At 59.0% G+C, this 17799-nt stretch carries 14 protein-coding genes; 4 read left to right on the forward strand and 10 right to left on the reverse strand.

The features are described 5' to 3' along the window. From ACRZ94_RS00900 to ACRZ94_RS00945, 10 genes are all read right to left on the reverse strand, one after another. Complete coding sequence (locus ACRZ94_RS00900; protein WP_480651096.1) at window positions 1-777, reverse strand: enoyl-CoA hydratase-related protein; 777 nt, start codon at window positions 775-777, stop codon at window positions 1-3. A 76-nt stretch (window positions 778-853) separates the two neighbouring features. Then, window positions 854-1309, reverse strand: a complete 456-nt coding sequence (locus tag ACRZ94_RS00905) for a cytochrome c-type biogenesis protein (protein ID WP_480651094.1) — start codon at window positions 1307-1309, stop codon at window positions 854-856. After that, the gene (locus ACRZ94_RS00910) at window positions 1306-3270 is read right to left on the reverse strand and encodes a heme lyase CcmF/NrfE family subunit (RefSeq protein ID WP_480651092.1); all 1965 of its coding nucleotides are present in this window, start codon (window positions 3268-3270) and stop codon (window positions 1306-1308) included. The genes ACRZ94_RS00905 and ACRZ94_RS00910 overlap by 4 nt, the downstream gene beginning before the upstream one ends. Window positions 3271-3345: 75 nt before the next feature. After that, window positions 3346-3924, reverse strand: coding sequence for a holin family protein (locus tag ACRZ94_RS00915; RefSeq protein WP_480796467.1), 579 nt, complete (start codon window positions 3922-3924; stop codon window positions 3346-3348). After that, on the reverse strand, window positions 3915-4526 hold the full coding sequence (locus ACRZ94_RS00920) for a holin-associated N-acetylmuramidase (protein ID WP_480796468.1): 612 nt from the start codon (window positions 4524-4526) through the stop codon (window positions 3915-3917). The genes ACRZ94_RS00915 and ACRZ94_RS00920 overlap by 10 nt, the downstream gene beginning before the upstream one ends. A gap of 114 nt (window positions 4527-4640) precedes the next feature. Next, a complete protein-coding gene (gene ccmE, locus ACRZ94_RS00925; RefSeq protein WP_480796469.1) occupies window positions 4641-5087 on the reverse strand; it encodes a cytochrome c maturation protein CcmE in 447 nt (148 codons plus the stop codon). A 7-nt stretch (window positions 5088-5094) separates the two neighbouring features. Further along, on the reverse strand, window positions 5095-6123 hold the full coding sequence (gene argC / locus ACRZ94_RS00930; RefSeq protein WP_480796470.1) for an N-acetyl-gamma-glutamyl-phosphate reductase: 1029 nt from the start codon (window positions 6121-6123) through the stop codon (window positions 5095-5097). Between the two features lie 93 nt (window positions 6124-6216). Further along, a complete protein-coding gene (locus tag ACRZ94_RS00935) occupies window positions 6217-7026 on the reverse strand; it encodes a glutamate racemase (protein WP_480651083.1) in 810 nt (269 codons plus the stop codon). Between the two features lie 8 nt (window positions 7027-7034). Then, on the reverse strand, window positions 7035-7913 hold the full coding sequence (locus ACRZ94_RS00940; protein WP_480651081.1) for a lysophospholipid acyltransferase family protein: 879 nt from the start codon (window positions 7911-7913) through the stop codon (window positions 7035-7037). 79 nt (window positions 7914-7992) lie between these two features. After that, window positions 7993-11412: an indolepyruvate ferredoxin oxidoreductase family protein gene (locus ACRZ94_RS00945; protein ID WP_480796471.1), complete on the reverse strand. Its 3420-nt coding sequence runs from the start codon at window positions 11410-11412 to the stop codon at window positions 7993-7995. 169 nt (window positions 11413-11581) lie between these two features. Here ACRZ94_RS00945 and ACRZ94_RS00950 point away from each other — a divergent pair, with 169 nt between their 5' ends. From ACRZ94_RS00950 to ACRZ94_RS00965, 4 genes are all read left to right on the forward strand, one after another. Next, on the forward strand, window positions 11582-12490 hold the full coding sequence (locus tag ACRZ94_RS00950) for a LysR family transcriptional regulator (protein ID WP_480651448.1): 909 nt from the start codon (window positions 11582-11584) through the stop codon (window positions 12488-12490). A 279-nt stretch (window positions 12491-12769) separates the two neighbouring features. Further along, window positions 12770-15019, forward strand: a complete 2250-nt coding sequence (locus ACRZ94_RS00955) for a mechanosensitive ion channel family protein (RefSeq protein ID WP_480796472.1) — start codon at window positions 12770-12772, stop codon at window positions 15017-15019. 154 nt (window positions 15020-15173) lie between these two features. Further along, entirely contained in the window at window positions 15174-17333 is a 2160-nt protein-coding gene (gene purL, locus ACRZ94_RS00960) for a phosphoribosylformylglycinamidine synthase subunit PurL (protein WP_480796473.1), read from the forward strand. A gap of 148 nt (window positions 17334-17481) precedes the next feature. Beyond that, entirely contained in the window at window positions 17482-17718 is a 237-nt protein-coding gene (locus tag ACRZ94_RS00965) for a BolA family protein (protein ID WP_058281391.1), read from the forward strand. The last annotated feature ends 81 nt before the right edge of the window (window positions 17719-17799 follow it).

Here is a 17799-nt window from a genome sequence, read left to right on the forward strand (position 1 = left end):
TTAGCGCCCCTCGAATTTCGGGGGGCGTTTTTCCATGAAGGCCACCACACCTTCGGCAAAATCGCGGGTCCGGCCGCAATCGCCTTGCAGATGCGCCTCGACCGTCAGTTGTTGCGTCAGTGTCTTTTCGTAAGTGCCGCGGATGGCCTTTTTGATCGCACCGAACCCGGCAGTGGGGCCATTGGCCAGATAAGCGGCACGCTTGCGCCAATGCGCCTCGAACGCGTCATCCGGCACGGCTTCCCAAATCAAACCCCATTCATCCGCCTGACGTGCGCTGATCTTGTCGGCGAACAGAGCCGCCCCCATCGCCTTGGCAAACCCCATCTGGCGCGGCATGAACCACGTTCCACCCGCATCGGGCAGCAGACCGATCCGCGCAAAGGCTTGCAGGAAATAAGCGCTTTCGGTCGCGATCACCACATCCGCACATAGCGCAAGGTTCGCCCCTGCCCCGGCCGCCGCGCCGTTGACCGCCGCAATAGTGGGAACCGGGCAGTCGTGGATTGTCTCAAGCATCGGCTCGTATTCATCGCGCAAGGTCCGCTCAAGATCGATCTTACCGGTGCTTGAAGCATCGCCCAGGTCCTGACCCGAACAGAACGCAGCGCCCGCCCCGGTCAGAACAATCGCCCGAGCGTGGCGTGCGGCATGCTTCATCGCGTGCGTGACCTCGGCCCGCATCTGCGCCGTCATGGCGTTCATCTTGTCAGGGCGGTTCAGGGTTACAACCGCCAAATTGTCAGTGACGTCCAACAGGATCGTTTCGTAGTCCATCTACCCCTCCCCAAAACAGTCCAGAGTTTTGGGAACCCTGACGGAATTCACCGCAGAGGAAAAGCAGAACCCTGGGTCAGTCTTCCAGAATTTGGCGCAAACGCTCTTTCTCGGCCTCGCTCAGCGCATCGTTTTCGCCAATGGCCTGAACCTGCGATCGCTTGCGCATAAAGCTGAAGCCCACTGCGGCGGCGATCAGCAACATGATCGGTCCTGCCAGCCAAAGCATCAGGTTTGATCCCGTCACCTTGGGTTTGAGCAGTACATATTCGCCATAGCGATCCACGATGAAGGCAATCGCCTCCTGATCGGTATCGCCCGCCACCAGCCGCTCCCGCAGCAGCAGGCGCAGATCGCGGGCCAGTTCAGCGTTGCTTTCGTCGATGCTTTCGTTGCGGCAGACCAGACAGCGCAAGCCGGTGCTGAGGTCACGGGCGCGTTGTTCCAGGACCGGGTCATCCAGCACCTCGTCAGGCTGCACCGCGAACAAGGGCGAGGCGATCAGCGTCAGGATCAAAATCAGACGTTTCATTCCGCAGGTACTCCGCCCGCAGGGGCCTTGCGCGCACCTGCCGCCACACGGAACCGCCGATCCGACAGGCTGAGCAAGCCGCCCAGAGCCATCAGGATACAGCCACCCCAGATCCAGTTGGCCAGAGGTTTGATATAGGTGCGCATCACCCAGCCCCCATCCGCCTGCTGATCCCCGATCACCACGTAAAGATCACCAAGGAACCGGTAGTCAATCGCCGCCTCGGTCGTCGGCATCCGCGCGACCGGATAGTCGCGTTTTTCAGGATGGAGCGTCCCCATGTCGCGGCCATTCTTTTCCACCCGCACATCAGCGGTGGTCGAGAAATAGTTCGGCCCCTCTACACGCCGCACGTCTTCCAGCGTCAGGGTGAACTGACCCACTTCGAACGGCTGGCCCGGCTGCGCGACGCGAATGTCTTCGACCTCCCACGCGGTCAGGCCGGCAATGGCGAATATAGTCACGCCCAATCCGGTATGGGCCACAGCCTTGCCCCAGTCTGCACCGGGCAGACGGAACAGACGTTTCAGACTGCCATTGCGGCCCGTGCGGCTCCAAAGATCGACAGCAGCGCCGAAGGTCACCCACGCGCCCAGGAACAGGCCAACCGGTCCCAGCGCGCTACGCCCCGTCTGCATCGCCCAGACAAGCAGCGCCAACGCCACCGCCAGCGCAAAGGCATATCGCAGCGAATAAGCGGTTTTACCCAGCTTACCGCGCTTCCACGGCAGCATCGCACCGACGGGCAAGACCAGCCCCAATGCCACCATGAACGGAGTGAAGGCTGCGTTGAAAAACGGCGCGCCGACCGAGAGTTTCCGGTCAAAGGCCATCTCGGCGACCATCGGCCACATCGTACCCACGAACACGACGAAACAGCTAACGGCCAGCAGGATGTTGTTCAGTATCAGACCGCTTTCACGGCTGACCATGCCAAAGACGCCCTTGGCCTCCATCGCCTGCGCGCGCGCGGCAAACAGGGTCAGCGCGCCGCCCATGAAGAACACCAGAATAAGCAGGATGAACACACCACGCTCGGGGTCATTGGCAAAGGCATGAACGGATGTCAAAAGGCCCGACCGCACGATAAACGTGCCAATCAACGAGAACCCAAAGGCAATGATCGCCAGCAGAATGGTCCAGCTTTTCAACGCCTCGCGCTTTTCGACCACGATGGCGGAATGGAGTAGCGCCGCCGCCAGCAACCACGGCATGAACGAGGCGTTCTCAACCGGGTCCCAGAACCAGAAACCGCCCCAGCCCAGCTCATAATAGGCCCACCACGATCCCAGTGCGATCCCGATCGTCAGAAATACCCAGGCGGCCAGCGTCCATGGCCGCACCCAGCGCCCCCACGCCGCATCCACGCGGCCCTCGATCAGGGCGGCGACGGCAAAGCTGAACGCCATGCTGAGGCCCACGTAGCCCAAATACAGGAACGGCGGGTGGAAGGCCAAACCGGGATCCTGCAACAGCGGGTTCAGGTCGCGGCCGTCAAACGGGGCCACGATCAACCGGTCAAACGGGTTGGACGTGAACAGGATGAAGGCAAAGAAAGCGACCGCTATCGATGCCTGAACAGCCAGAACGCGCGCCTTCAAGGTCGGCGGAAGTCCCCCGCCGAAAAACGCGGCCATTGCGCCGAACAACGACACGATCAGCACCCACAGCAGCATGGAGCCTTCGTGGTTTCCCCAAGTACCGCTGATCTTGTAGAGCATCGGCTTGGCCGAATGGCTGTTCTCGACCACCACGCGCAGAGAGAAGTCAGACGTCACGAACGCCCAGACCAGTGCCCAGAAGGAAAACCCGACCAGAAGGAACTGCAAGATCGCCGCCGGTTCGGCAAAAGACATCCATCCAGGCCATCGCTTAGCCGCACCGACAAGCGGTACAACCGACTGCACAATTGCAACCAAAAAAGCGAGGATGAGGGCGAAGTGACCGAGTTCTGTAATCATGCCCCGGACCATATTCCGGTTCCGGGGCAAGCACCAATCACTTTCGCCCCTACGGGGCGAGCATAGTGTCGCGGTTCAGGCCCCGCGCGTGCGCCGCCAATCGTCCAGCGCCGGGTTGTGCTCGGGCTGTACGGCACGTTCGGACAGGGCGGCGTCCCCCTTGGTGTCAGCCGCTCCGATTCCGTCACTGCGCATGATGTCCAAAGCCCGAAGATTGTCCAACACCTGCGGGGTGCGCGCCATTGAGACAGCAAGCTCTCGCTGGAGGTTCTGAACCTTGGTCTGGTGTCGTGCGCCAAAGTAGAATGAGACGATCACCCCAAGCAACCACCACAAGGGCTCGGGCACCAGCGCAATCCCCTGCATGCGCGCAGCAAACCATAGCGGATCGACCATGGCGGCAAGGAATAGCCCCAGCGTCCCCAATGCCATCGCAGGGCGCGGCAAACGGTTCAAGCCATCCATAAACCGATCAAACGCGCTTTTCTGATTGGCCTGAAACTCCTGCCCCATCTGAACCATCGCCTGATGTTGCAAGGCGAGGCCTCGTTCCGCGCTGTTTTCGGCATTTTCGCGAAACACTTCGGCGGTTTCGCTTACGATATTGCGACCACTGCCAAACAGAATGCCCAAAACGCTTGAAATCAATCCCATGCGGCGACCCTCTTTTGAAATTCGGCTTCGTTCAGGTGATAGACGGGTGAGACAAATTCTTCGGCACGGCGAATCCACCCGCCCTTGCCCCCGGCGCGGGTCCGCGCGTATTTGCGGGACGCAGGCCTGTTGTCGGCCACCCGAAAATAATAATTGCGCCGGGCTATCCCATAGGCGTCTCTCAGCGCTTTCGCACCCGAGTCGGCCGCAGCATGGCAGGCTTGCGCGGTTTCAGGACCGACCACGCCGTCCACCACGATCTTAAAACCCATATCACGCAACAGCCGTTGAAGGATTTTGACAGCCTGACCGCCTGCGTTGACGTACATGTCAAATACAGACGCATGTAGAACCTCCGGCAGGCTCCCAAGCCTCGGCTGTTCAAAATAGTGTTTGACGAAGATGTCGACCGCTTGCGATTGGCTCAGCATCTTCACGTCCTGCGACGTGATCTGCCCGTCGCCTGAAATATCCATACCCAACCCACGCATAGTGTGAATTGTAACGCCAAACTTTGTTGGCCCGCCGGGATCGTCCGGGTCATTTACGAACCCACCTTCCCGGGCCACTATCTGTGTCGCAATTTGCCTGACGGTCTGCATCGTACCCTCCGATTGCCGTTGGGCAAACGCTGGGCGAAACCGGTTAAAGACGGGCAACGAAATAGGGCGCTGCTTGTGCAACGCCCTGCTCGAAAACTCCGAAATATGCTAAGATCAGCTGTCGCCAGATTCCTTGTAAACCCCTTGTTCCTTCAATGCGTCTACAACCTCTTTCGGCATGTAGGTCTCATCGTGTTTCGCAAGGATTTCAGTGGCTTCAAACACGCCGTTTTTGTAAGATCCGGTGCCGACCATCCCCTGATTTTCCGAAAACAGGTCCGGCAGAACACCCGTAAACGCAACCGGCACGCTTTCGCCACCATCTGTCACCACGAAATGAACTGTTTCACCCTGTCCGCGGATGATCGAGCCTTCTTCAACCAGACCACCGATGCGGAACACCTCGTTCGGCAGAGGCGGTTCTGCAATCACTTCGCTGGGCGAACGGAAAAAGTTGATGCCGTCACGCATTGCGTACCCAATCAACCCCGTAGCCAAGACCAAGGCCACAACGGCCAGCAAAATGACTTGAACTCGACGACGTTTCTTGAGCGTTTTCATACCGTCCTCACGGGAATAGAGGGGCCATCATCAGGCCCCGGGTTTCATCCTCACCTAACATCAGGTTGGCGTTCTGCAAGGCTTGGCCACTGCTACCTTTTGTCAGGTTATCCAAAGCGCCGATCACAATGGCGCGACGTTCGATCCGGTCGCCAACCACCCCAATATGGCAATAGTTCGAGCCCCGCACATGGTGGGTTGACGGCGTTTCACCAAAGGGCAGCATCTGGATAAAGGGTTCGTTTTCATAGGTTTTCGCCAGCGCCTCATATACACTGGCCGGATCGCCCTTGACGTAAGTGGTCGCCAGAATGCCCCGGTTGGCGGGGATCAGATGAGGCGTGAACTGCACATGCACCGGACGACCCGCAAGGGCCGAGAACTCCTGATCGAACTCACCCAGATGCCGATGGGTGCCACCCACAGCGTAGGCGTTGTATCCCTCGCTCAGCTCCGCATGCAGCAGGTTTTCCTTAAGCGACCGGCCCGCACCGGACACAGCGCATTTCAGGTCCAGGATGATGTCATCCAGATCGATCACCCCGGCCGAGATCAAAGGCCGCAGCACATATTGCCCCGTGGCCGCATTACAGCCCGTGCCCGCCACCAACCGCGCGTTGCGAATGTCGTCGCGGTAGAACTCGGTCAGGCCATAGACAGCCTCTTCCTGCTGTTCCAGCGCGACATGGGCGTTGCCGTACCACTTTTGATATTCATCCGCCTCACGCAGACGGAAATCTGCGGACAGATCGACAATTTTCAGGGATTTCGGCAGGTCCCGAATGACTTCCTGGCTTGTCTTGTGCGGCAACGCGCAAAAGCACAGATCGATCTGCGAAAAGTCGATCTCGGAAATTTTGCAAAGGTCCGGCAGGTCCATGTGGCGCAGATGCGGAAACACCTGAGCCATCGACATCCCGGCCTTACGCTCGGCGGCCAGAGCGGTGATTTCCATGTTCGGGTGCTCGGCGATCAGCCGCACCAGTTCTGCGCCGGTATAGCCCGAAGCACCCAGGATTGCGATTTTATGGGTCATGTCAGACCTCTTGATTGATGGTGTCACATTTCACGACCGCCATGTGACGGTCTTTGAATAGAAGAGAGTACGCAGTGCCGTCCTTGACCTAAATCAGGCGGCTTCGAACGTGATTTGTCGTCGAAGGAACTGTGTTGCGCGGTCGCTTACGGTGCCGGGTTTGCCAGTTGTCACAAAACCGCCCTGCCCGGTTCCTTGCATATTCGGATGGCGTTGCAGGTAATCCGCAAGGCTTTCCGCCACCAGCGCGCCCTGGCTGAACACCTGCACGTCCGCGCCCAAGGCAGCCTGAAAGGCATCCGCCATCAACGGGTAGTGCGTGCAGCCCAGGATCGCGGCCTGCGGTTCGGGCATCTTGCGTTTCAGCGCATCCACGTGGCTGCGTACCAGCGCCTCGGCCAGGATCAGATCGCCGTCTTCGATGGCATCCACAACACCGCCGCAGGCTTGGGCCTCAACATCCACGCCAATCGCACGGAACGCCAGCTCACGCTGGAACGCGCGGCTGGAAACTGTCGCGGGTGTCGCAAACAGGGCCACATGTTTCACCGCAACCTCACGCGGGGGGCTGTTGTCGCCCCATTGCCGCTCGGTCAGAGCTTCGATCAGGGGGACAAAGACGCCCAGTACGCGTTTACCCTCGGGCACGCCCTCTTCCTGCATCCGACGCAGCGCGGCGGCGCTGGCGGTGTTGCAGGCCAGAATCACCAGATCGCAACCCCGGTTCCACAGGTCGTAAACGGCGCGGCGTGTCAGATCATAGATATTCTCGGCATCGCGCACGCCATATGGCGCATGCGCGCTGTCCGCGAAATACAGAAAATCCACGTCCGGCAGACGTTTCTGCGCGGCGTCCAGAACGGTCAGACCGCCCAATCCAGAATCAAAGATGCCTACTGCCATATGCCCCTTTAGGCGCGATGCCGTTCCTCAAATTCATAGCCGTAGTCATAGGACTCTAACGGCGTCGGAGACAGCTCATACGTGGCTTTGCGCAAGAAATCCATCATCTTGCGCGTATCCGTCGAGAGAGGGTCCAAAACGTCGCGCCCGATGGGCTCTCCGATCACCACCTGAACGGGGGTATCCACGCGTTTCTTGAATTCTTTGATCAACAAACCCATGCGCAACGTACTGTGCAAATGACTGGCGATCTGAAACAGGCGCGAGGTGTGGCCGTCAAAGAAAACCGGCACCACGGTCGCATTCGATTTGGCCACCATCCGCGCGGTAAAGCCGCGCCAGCCCGGGTCCATGGGATGCGAGAACGGTTTGACCCCGGTGCTGACCGTGCCCCCCGGAAAAATCCCGACTGCGCCGCCCTCTCCCAGATAGTTCAGCGCGGTTTTGCGGGTCTCAAGGTTCAGTTTCACCGCCTCTTTCGTTTCATCAAACGAGATCGGCAGGATGATGCGATTCAAATCTTCTGCCTTGCGGAAAACATGATTTGCCAGAATGCGAAAGTCGCCGCGGGCCTGAGACAGGATGTGACCCATCATCATCCCGTCGAGAATGCCATAGGGATGATTGGCGATCAGGATCAATGGCCCGGTTTGAGGAATATTCTGCAGAGAGCCCCCCACCACATCCAATGACAGGCCATAGCGCTCCACCATAACCGACCAGAAATCACGGCCCTGAGCGACCTCTCTTTCATACCCATCCGCACGTTTGATCAGTCGCATCCGGCCGGTGGTGTTCTCCATCAGCTTGATCAGCATACGCCCGCCCTTGGTCTCGGCAGAGTAGGCATAGGATATGTCACGTGCGACATGGCGGCGCGAGGGCATTCAACTCTCCAACATTGCTGGCTGCAAGATATGTGCAGACAGCAATTTTGACCAGTTATCGTGACAAAACCGTGACGATTTATTCCGCCGCTGCGCGCATCTCGGGGCCACCGTTGCGAATGGTGGCCAGCAATTCCTCGCGCCGTTTTGCGGCTTTGGCCTCATTGGCCTGCAGGACCGGACCAAACCCGCGAATGTCCAAAGGCAGTTGCGCCAAGGCAATGAACGCATCACGGGTTGCCGCGTTAACAAGCGGAGTGATCTCTTTGAGATCACGCTCATATTGTTTGATCAGTGCCCGCTCCATCCGACGCTCGGCGCTGTAGCTGAAGATGTCCAGTGGAGTTCCGCGCAGAACCTTCAGCCGGGCCAAAACCTTCATCGGCCCTAACATCCAGTCACCGTAAGTGCGTTTTTTCGGGCGGCCATTCGGACCGGTCCCTCCGAGGATAGGCGGCGCGAGGTGAAAGGTCATTTTGAAATCCCCGTCAAACTCGACCGCTGCCCTGTCGCGGCTGGTCAGCATTAGTCGCGCGACTTCGTATTCGTCCTTGTAAGACAACAGCTTATGATAGCCTTTGGCCACCGCTTCACGTACGCCGTCATCTTCAAACGCGTTGACCACTTTGAGATACCGTTTCGCAAGGCGACCGCTTTGATACGCCGTCAGGTGTTGCGCGCGAAAGTCGATCTTTTGTGTCAGAGTCTTTGGCAGGTCCGTCGTGTTCGGTTCAAGAATTGCAGCAACCTCTTGCGGGTGCAAAACAGCCCAACGTCCAATGTCAAAGGCGCGTTTGTTGCGTTCAATCGCCGTGCCGTTCAGTTCGATTGCGGCCAGGATCGCCTCATGACTGACCGGCAACAGGCCGCGCTGCCACGCCGCGCCGAAGATCATCATGTTGGAATAGATCGAGTCCCCCATCACCGCGCGCGCCAGATCAGTGGCGTCAAACAGGGATACATCGTCTTTCAGGCGTGCCTGCAAAGCAAGCTCCAGCCGGTCGCCCGGTATACGGAATTCGGTGTCCCGGGTGAAATCGCCGGTGACCGTCTCATGGCTGTTCACGACCGCGCCGGTCCGGCCTGCGCGCGTCAGACCCAACGTTTTAGCACCCGCAGACACGACCAGATCGCCGCCGATCAGCGCATGCGCCTCGCCCGTGGCCACGCGAATGGCGCTGACGTCTTCGGGACGGTTGGCGAGGCGGCAATTGATATACACAGCGCCGCCTTTTTGGGCCAAACCGGCCATCTCCATCATGCCTGCACCCTTGCCATCGATCTGCGCAGCCTGCGCCAGGATCGCCCCGAGGGTCACAACCCCGGTGCCGCCGACGCCGGTGATGACCACGTTGTGCGTGCCGCGGATCTCGGGCAGCACAGGGTCAGGCAGATCCGGCAGATCAATCTCGGTGGTGGCTTCCTTTCGGATTTTCGCGCCTTCCAGCGTTACGAAAGACGGGCAAAATCCGTTCAGGCACGAGAAATCCTTGTTGCAGCTGGACTGATCAATGGCCCGCTTGCGGCCCAGTTCGGTTTCCTTCGGCACGATTGACACGCAGTTGGACTGAACCCCGCAATCGCCGCAGCCTTCGCATATATCAGTGTTGATGAAGACGCGCTTGTCGGGATCAGGAAACGCCCCCTTTTTGCGTCGACGCCGTTTCTCAGCCGCACAGGTTTGCACATAGACGATGACCGAGACCCCCTCAATCTCGCGAAACCGCTCTTGCACCTTCATCAGATCAGCGCGCTCAAAGCTATCAACGCCGGCTGGCAGCGCATTGAAATTCAGGTCTTCTTTCTCGTCATAAACCACGGCGATATGCTGCACACCCATGGCCTTGACCTCGGCCACGATCCGCTCGGCGGTGAGATCGCCCTCATTCCCCTGCCCGCCAGTCATGGCGACCGCATCGTTGAACAGGATTTTGAAGGTGATGTTCGTCCCCGCTGACAGCGCGGCCCGGATCGCCTGAACGCCGGAATGATTGTAGGTCCCGTCGCCAAGGTTCTGGAACACGTGTTTCGTAGTTGAAAACGGCGCCTCACCGATCCAGTTCGCGCCTTCGCCGCCCATCTGAGTGAAACCGGTGGTTTCCCGGTCCATCCACTGCACCATGTAGTGACAGCCGATCCCGGCATAGGCGCGGCTGCCATCCGGTATCTTGGTTGAGCTGTTATGCGGGCATCCAGAACAGAAATACGGAAGGCGGGTTGCGATCTCTTCAGCGTTGTCGGCCCGGCGTGCCTCGGCCAGACTGTTAAGCCCGGCGCGTACGCCATCGGTTTCGCGGCCCTCTTCGATCAGGATCTGGCCCAGTTTCTCGGCTATCATGATCGGATCGAGCGCACCTCGGGTCGGGAACAACTCTTCGCGGTGCAGCGTCCCGGCCCCGCCTTTGTACCAGCCATAGACACGGCGGCCCCGACGGTCATCAAAGATAGCCTCTTTGACCTGCACCTCGATCAGCTTGCGCTTTTCTTCGACGATCACGATCAGGTCCAGCCCCTCGGCCCAGTTATGGAACCCGGCCATGTCCAGCGGAAAGGTCTGCCCGATCTTGTAGGTGGTGATGCCCAGCCGCTCTGCCTCGGGTTCATCGATGTTCAGCAAAGACAGGGCGTGCGTCAGGTCCAGCCAGTTTTTGCCCGCCGCGACGAACCCGATCTTGGCACCGGGCTTGCCCCAGACACGCCGGTCCATCCCATTGGCGCGCGAGAAGGTTTCGGCAGCAAAACGTTTATAGTCAATAATCCGCGCCTCTTGCAGGTGCGGGGTATCGGCCAGACGGATGTTCAAACCACCCTCGGGCATATCAAAGGCGGGGTTGACCACATTCATCCGGTCAAAGCTGCCATCCACGACCGAGGTAACCTCAATCGTGTCCTTCATCGTCTTCAGCCCGACCCAGACACCGGCAAACCGGCTGAGCGCAAACCCGTAAACGCCGTAATCCAGAATCTCCTGCACACCTGCCGGGCTGACAATCGGCATGTACATGTCGACCAAAGACCATTCGGACTGGTGCAACACGGTTGAGCTTTCGCCGGTGTGGTCGTCCCCCATGGCCACCAGAACACCACCATGTTCTGCCGTTCCGGCCATATTGGCGTGGCGCATGACATCGCCAGACCGGTCCACGCCGGGGCCCTTGCCATACCACAAGCCAAAGACGCCATCGAACTTGCCATCCCCGCGCAGTCCAGCCTGCTGGCTGCCCCACAAGGCGGTGGCGGCAAGATCTTCGTTCAAACCGTATTGAAAGGTGACGTCGCTTTCGACCAGCTGCTTTTGCGCCCGCATCATCTGCTGGTCCACAGCCCCTAGCGGAGAGCCTCGGTACCCGGTCACCAGACCAGCGGTGTTCAACCCGGCCAGCCTGTCCCTTTCTTTCTGGATCATCATCAGACGCACAAGCGCCTGAGTGCCGTTCAGAAGAACAGGATTTTTCTCAAGATCGAACCGGTCATTCAGCGATATTTGTGGCTGACTCATCAGACGCCTCCCCTCGTCAGATCAGTGTGCTACATTTCCACCCATATTAGGTCATAAATTCTGACCTGCATAGGGTTTATCCCATAAAACCTAGGGATTTCAGTGTTTGATTGTGGAAGTTGTCACCTATTTCATATAGGCGTTCCGAAAAATAATGAAAGTTGCGGCAATGGATTGGGATAAGCTTAGGATATTTCATGCAGTGGCGGATGCGGGCAGCCTGACCCATGCCGGGGACAAGCTGAACCTGTCGCAGTCCGCAGTCAGCAGACAGATCAGAGCACTGGAAGAGTCGCTTGATTCGACCTTGTTTCACCGCCATGCGCGCGGGCTTATCCTGACCGAACAGGGCGAGCTGCTGTTCGATGCAACCTCGGCCATGTCCAAGCGTCTGGATGCCGCCGCCGCACGCATCCGCGACAGCGAAGAAGAGGTTTTCGGCGTCCTGCGCGTCACCACCACATTTGGATTTGGCACGCTGTGGCTCGCCCCGCGCCTGCCAAAACTCTATGAGCAATACCCTGATCTCAACATCGACCTGATGCTGGAAGAACGCGTGCTGGACCTGCCTATGCGCGAAGCCGACGTGGCCATCCGCATGAAAGAACCCAGCCAGGCCGATCTGGTGCGCAAGCGGCTAATGACCGTGCAGATGACGCTGTACGCGACCCGGGAATACCTCGAAACGCATGGTGGCATGCTGCAGTCACTGGATGAGATCAAGGATCATCGATTGATCTGCCAAACCCCCTCGGCCCCGCAGGTCGGGGCAAGCGCGGCAATGGTACGGCATCTGATGACCTACAACCCAGGCTCTTTGCTGACAGTGAACAACTACTTTGGCGTTCTGCAGGGCGTTCTGCATAATTTGGGCATTGGTGTCCTGCCGGACTATGTCACGCAGGACTTTCCGCATCTGGTTCCGATCCTGTCAGATATCGAAACGGCTGATGTTCCTGTTTACCTGGCCTACCCCGAGGAACTGCGCCATTCCAAACGCGTCGCGGCCTTCAGAGACTTCGTGCAGGATGAGATCGTCGCGCAACGCAAACAGCTGAAGCAGATGGGAAAACTTTAGCCATGCGCCTGCAGCATAGCGGGCATGATCACAGATCAGTCTGAAACATCTTGATCGTGCGCAAAGTGATCCCTAAATGGGCACATGAAGGCGGTGATGCTGAAACGCTCATCATCTTCATACCTCCCTGTTGGACTATGGCCGAGCTTAGTGCTCGGCCTTTTTTTTGCCGGTAGGCAGTATACATTTGAATAAGTCGGCAAAACATCTGGGAAACTCGGGCACTTAGCCCTATGATCGCGCAAAATTCACAAAAACGTGTGATCGAGGACAGATTCGATGTTTCACCCCCTTCGCCTGTTGATGGCGGTCCTTTGCGCTTTGTGTCTGACCAGCCCGGTCCTTGCACAAAGCACCGGTTCAAACGGTTCGACATACACCGTAACTATTCCCGATGATCTGACACCGGAACAAGTGGACGATCTGGTGGCACGTATGTCCGACGATCAGGTCCGCGCCATCCTGTTGGAGCGTCTGGATGCAGTGGCCGAAAAAAAGGCTGCCGAAGCCGCCGACCACGAAGACCCAATCACTGAGCTCAACGAGATTTGGGCAGAAATGATGACCTCGTGGAAGCACGTGCTGATGACCATCCCGAACCTCTTTAGCGCCCAGGTTCACGCGGTCGACAACTTCATCGGCACGTTCGGCGGCAATGGCGCGCTGGTCCTGCTTGGATTGGTTCTGAGCGTTCTGGTCGCTGGATATGTGGCGGAAAAGCTGTTTGGTCTGATCACGCGCAAATGGCACAGCCCGGTTGAGCCCGAAGATGAAAACGATCTTAGGGGCGCGGTCAAATACCTGTTTGTCCGCTTTTGCCATGAGATCGCAGGGCTTGTGGTTTTCTACGTGGTCATTCGCGCCCTCGGAAACGCTATTCTGACCACCGAGCAGATCACCTATGCCGCGCCCTTCGTGTTCTATCTGATCTGGGTTCCGCGCCTGGGTGCTGCAGTCTCGCGCTTTGTGCTGGCCCCGATGAAACCTCATTTCCGGCTGGTGAATATTGACGACCACTGGGCACAATACCTGCATCGCAACCTGATTGGCCTGCTGTTGCTGATCGGGTTCACCCTGTTCATCATCCATTTCAACCAGTTGAACGGCATCACCCCGGGTGAAACGCGCATTGGATTCTGGCTGAACGCAGGCATTCATATCTATATCGGCCTGATCGCCTGGACCGCGCGCGAGGGGCTGACCCAGATGATGCTGGGCACAGATCCCGATCATACAAAGTTCGATGAAGAGGTGGCCCACTATTACCCCTATTTCGCCATCGGTGTGTCCGCCCTGACATGGCTGCTGGTCGAGTTTCTGGTGGCGCAGCGCAACCCGGTATCGCTGCAACTGCTGGTTCAGGGGGCTCATTTCCAGACCATGTTCTGGCTGCTGATCGCACCTGCTCTGGATACGTTGATCCGCGGCCTTGTGCGGCATCTGCAGCCGCCAATGCTCGGCGAAGGCCCAGTGGCCGAGCGCGCCTATAAATCGACCAAGCGCAGCTATATCCGCATCGGTCGGGTTCTTGCGGGCATCCTGATCATCCTGATGGTCGCCCGCGCCTGGGATCTCGACCTGCAGGAGATTGCCGGAGGTGGCGCTGAATCCGGCAGCAAGCTGATCCAGTTCTTCATCATCATTGCGATCGGCTACATCCTGAATGAGGTCGTCTCGCTTTGGATCAACCGCCGTCTGGCCAAGGAACAGACCGCCGCAGATCAAAGCCCCGACGAAGAGGCTGGCGAAGGCGGTGGATCGGGCGGCTCGCGTCTGGCGACTGTCCTGCCGTTGCTGCGCGTCACTGCGCAGGCCGCAATTGCTGTGATCTTTGTGCTGCTGGCGCTGGGAGCGCTTGGCATCAACATCACCCCGCTGCTGGCCGGTGCCGGTGTTCTGGGCCTGGCCATCGGTTTTGGCGCGCAGAAACTGGTCGCAGATATCGTCGGCGGCATCTTCTTTCTGGTCGATGACGCCTTCCGCGTTGGCGAATATGTCGATGTCGGCGGCACAACGGGTACGGTCGAAAAGATCTCGATCCGGTCCATGCAACTGCGCCACCATCGCGGCCCGGTGCACACCATTCCTTATGGTGAGATTCAGAAGCTGACCAATTACAGCCGCGACTGGGTCATCATGAAGCTGAAATTCACCGTGCCGTTTGATACCGATCCCAACAAGGTCAAGAAGATCTTCAAAAAGATCGGGGCCGAGATGATGGCAGATGAGCTGCACAAGGATGGCTTCCTGCAGCCGTTCAAATCGCAAGGCGTGTTCGACTTTGACGATGTGGGCATGATCATCCGCGGCAAGTTCATGGCCAAACCGGGCAAGCAGTTCACCCTGCGCAAGGAAATCTTCAACCGGGTCAAGGCCGCCTTCAAGGAAAACGGGATCGACTTTGCCCGCCGCGAAGTGCGCGTTGCCATTCCCGGTCTGGAGGAAGCCGACCACTTGACTGAAGAGCAGAAGGCCGCCGTTGGGGCCGCAGCCGCCGACGCGGCGAACCAGCAGCAAAACCCGGCCTGAGCCGAAGCTATGGCTGAAAAATAGGCGGAACCGGCCCTAGGTCGGTTCCGTTTTTCTTTGTCAGGGCCCGCCTGCGGTCACTTGACCCTTCCCACGGGCGCGCCCTTGCCCTACAAGGCGCGCAATCTCGGCCCACTTGGACACAGGACAGAAGATGCAAGAGCCCGCAATCACCCCCGATCTGATCGCCTCACACGGGCTGAAGCCCGAAGAATACGACATGATCCTTGAGATCATCGGGCGCGAGCCGACCTTTACCGAGCTTGGCATTTTTTCCGCCATGTGGAACGAGCACTGCTCGTACAAATCCTCCAAGAAATGGCTGCGCACTCTGCCGACCTCTGGCCCGCAGGTGATCTGTGGACCGGGTGAGAATGCGGGTGTGGTCGATATCGGTGATGGTCAGGCTGTGGTGTTCAAGATGGAAAGCCACAACCACCCCTCGTATATCGAGCCTTATCAGGGTGCGGCGACCGGTGTGGGCGGCATTCTGCGCGACGTCTTCACCATGGGGGCCCGCCCCATTGCGTCGATGAACGCCCTGTCCTTCGGTGAACCCGACCATCACAAAACCCGCCAGTTGGTCAACGGTGTGGTCGAAGGCATCGGCGGCTATGGCAACTGTTTCGGCGTACCCTGCGTGGGTGGCGAGGTTCGTTTCCACCCCGCCTATAACGGCAACTGCCTTGTAAACGCCTTCGCCGCCGGTCTGGCCGACAGTGACAAGATTTTCTACTCGGCCGCCTCGGGCGTCGGCATGCCCGTCGTTTATCTGGGCGCCAAAACCGGCCGCGACGGCGTGGGCGGCGCGACCATGGCCTCGGCCGAGTTCGACGACACGATCGAAGAAAAACGCCCCACCGTTCAGGTCGGCGACCCCTTCACCGAAAAGCGCCTGATGGAGGCGACGCTGGAACTGATGCAGACCGGCGCCGTGATCTCGATTCAGGATATGGGCGCTGCGGGCCTGACCTGTTCCGCCGTTGAGATGGGCGACAAAGGCGGCCTTGGCGTGCGCCTTGATCTGGAAAACGTCCCCCAGCGCGAAGAGAACATGACGGCTTATGAGATGATGCTTTCGGAATCTCAGGAACGCATGCTGATGGTCCTCAAACCCGAGCTTGAGGCCGAAGCCCGCGCCGTGTTCGAGAAATGGGATCTGGACTTCGCCATCGTAGGCGAGACCATCGCCGAAGACCGCTTTCTGATCGTCCATAATGGCGAGGTCAAAGCCGATCTGGTCCTGTCCAAACTCTCTTCGACCGCACCCGAATATGACCGCCCCTGGGTGGCCACGCCCGAGGCCGAGGAATTGGCCGAGGTCCCTCAGATCGACCCAATCGACGGCCTGCGCGCCCTGCTCGCTTCGCCCAACTATGCGGGCAAGCAGTGGGTGTACGAACAATACGACACCATGGTTATGGCCGACAGCGCGCGAACCCCCGGTTTGGGCGCTGGCATGGTCCGCGTGCATGGCACCGACAAGGCGCTGGCCTTCACGTCCGACGTGACCCCGCGCTATGTCCGCGCCAACCCGATTGAGGGCGGCAAGCAAGCTGTGGCCGAAGCCTATCGCAACCTGACCGCCGTAGGTGCCAAACCTCTGGCCACCACCGACAACCTGAACTTCGGCAACCCCGAAAAGCCCGAGATCATGGGCCAGTTCGTCGGCGCGATCCAAGGCATTGGTGAGGCGGTCGCCGCGCTGGACATGCCCATCGTTTCAGGCAACGTCTCGCTGTATAACGAAACTGACGGTCAGGCGATCCTGCCCACGCCAACCATCGGCGCGGTGGGCTTGCTGACCCACACGGACGAGATCATCGGCAACGAGGTTCGCGAAGGTCACGTGGCGCTGGTTATCGGCGAAACCAACGGTCATCTGGGCCAATCCGCCCTGCTGGCCGAAGTCTTCAACCGCGAAGACGGCGACGCCCCTCATGTCGATCTGGACGCCGAAAAGCGCAACGGCGATTTCATCCGCGCCAATCGTGAGATGATCAAAGCCTGCACCGATCTGGGCGATGGCGGCCTGGCGCTGGCCGCCTTCGAACTGGCCGAGGCCGCAGGCGTGGGCGTCTGCCTTGACGATGCCGCGACCGAGTTCCTGTTCGGCGAGGACCAGGCCCGCTATCTGGTCGCCTGCAACTTTGACCAGGCCGAGGCGCTGATGATCGCCGCCGGTCAGGCAGGTGTGCCGCTGGTCTCGGTCGGTCGGTTCACCGGGGACAGCGTGAAAATCGGCAATTCCGAGGCCCCGCTGACCGAGTTGACCGAAACCTTCCGCAACAGCTTTGCGGCTGCCGTGGCCTAAGGGCGCGCCTGCCCTTCTTCTCGTTCCAAATACGGAAAAACCCGCGCCCTCCACAGGCGCGGGTTTTGCCATTTTGCACATTCGTGCCACCTTGCACCCTCTCCCGCATCGCTCTACATCTTGGGAAAGACTTTCAGGAGTTACCTACATGCCGATGAGCGCCAATGATATCGAACACCTGCTGCGCGAAGCCTTTCCCGATGCGGAAATTCAGGTCGGCGGGCATGACGGCGTACATATGTCCGCTATGGTCGTGGACGAAAGCTTTCGCGGCAAGAACCGGGTTCAGCAGCAGCGCGCGGTCTACGCGGCGCTGAAAGGCAAGATGGACGGTCCGGACGGAGAGTTGCACGCGCTGGCCCTGACCACAAAAGTACCTGAATGACGGTTACGTTTTGGATTTACTTGATCTGCGCAGCCATTGCGATTGTTGGCAGTGTGCTGATCGTTCGAAATGCTCTTGGGA

Source organism: Ruegeria sp. CH10 (assembly GCF_056537125.1).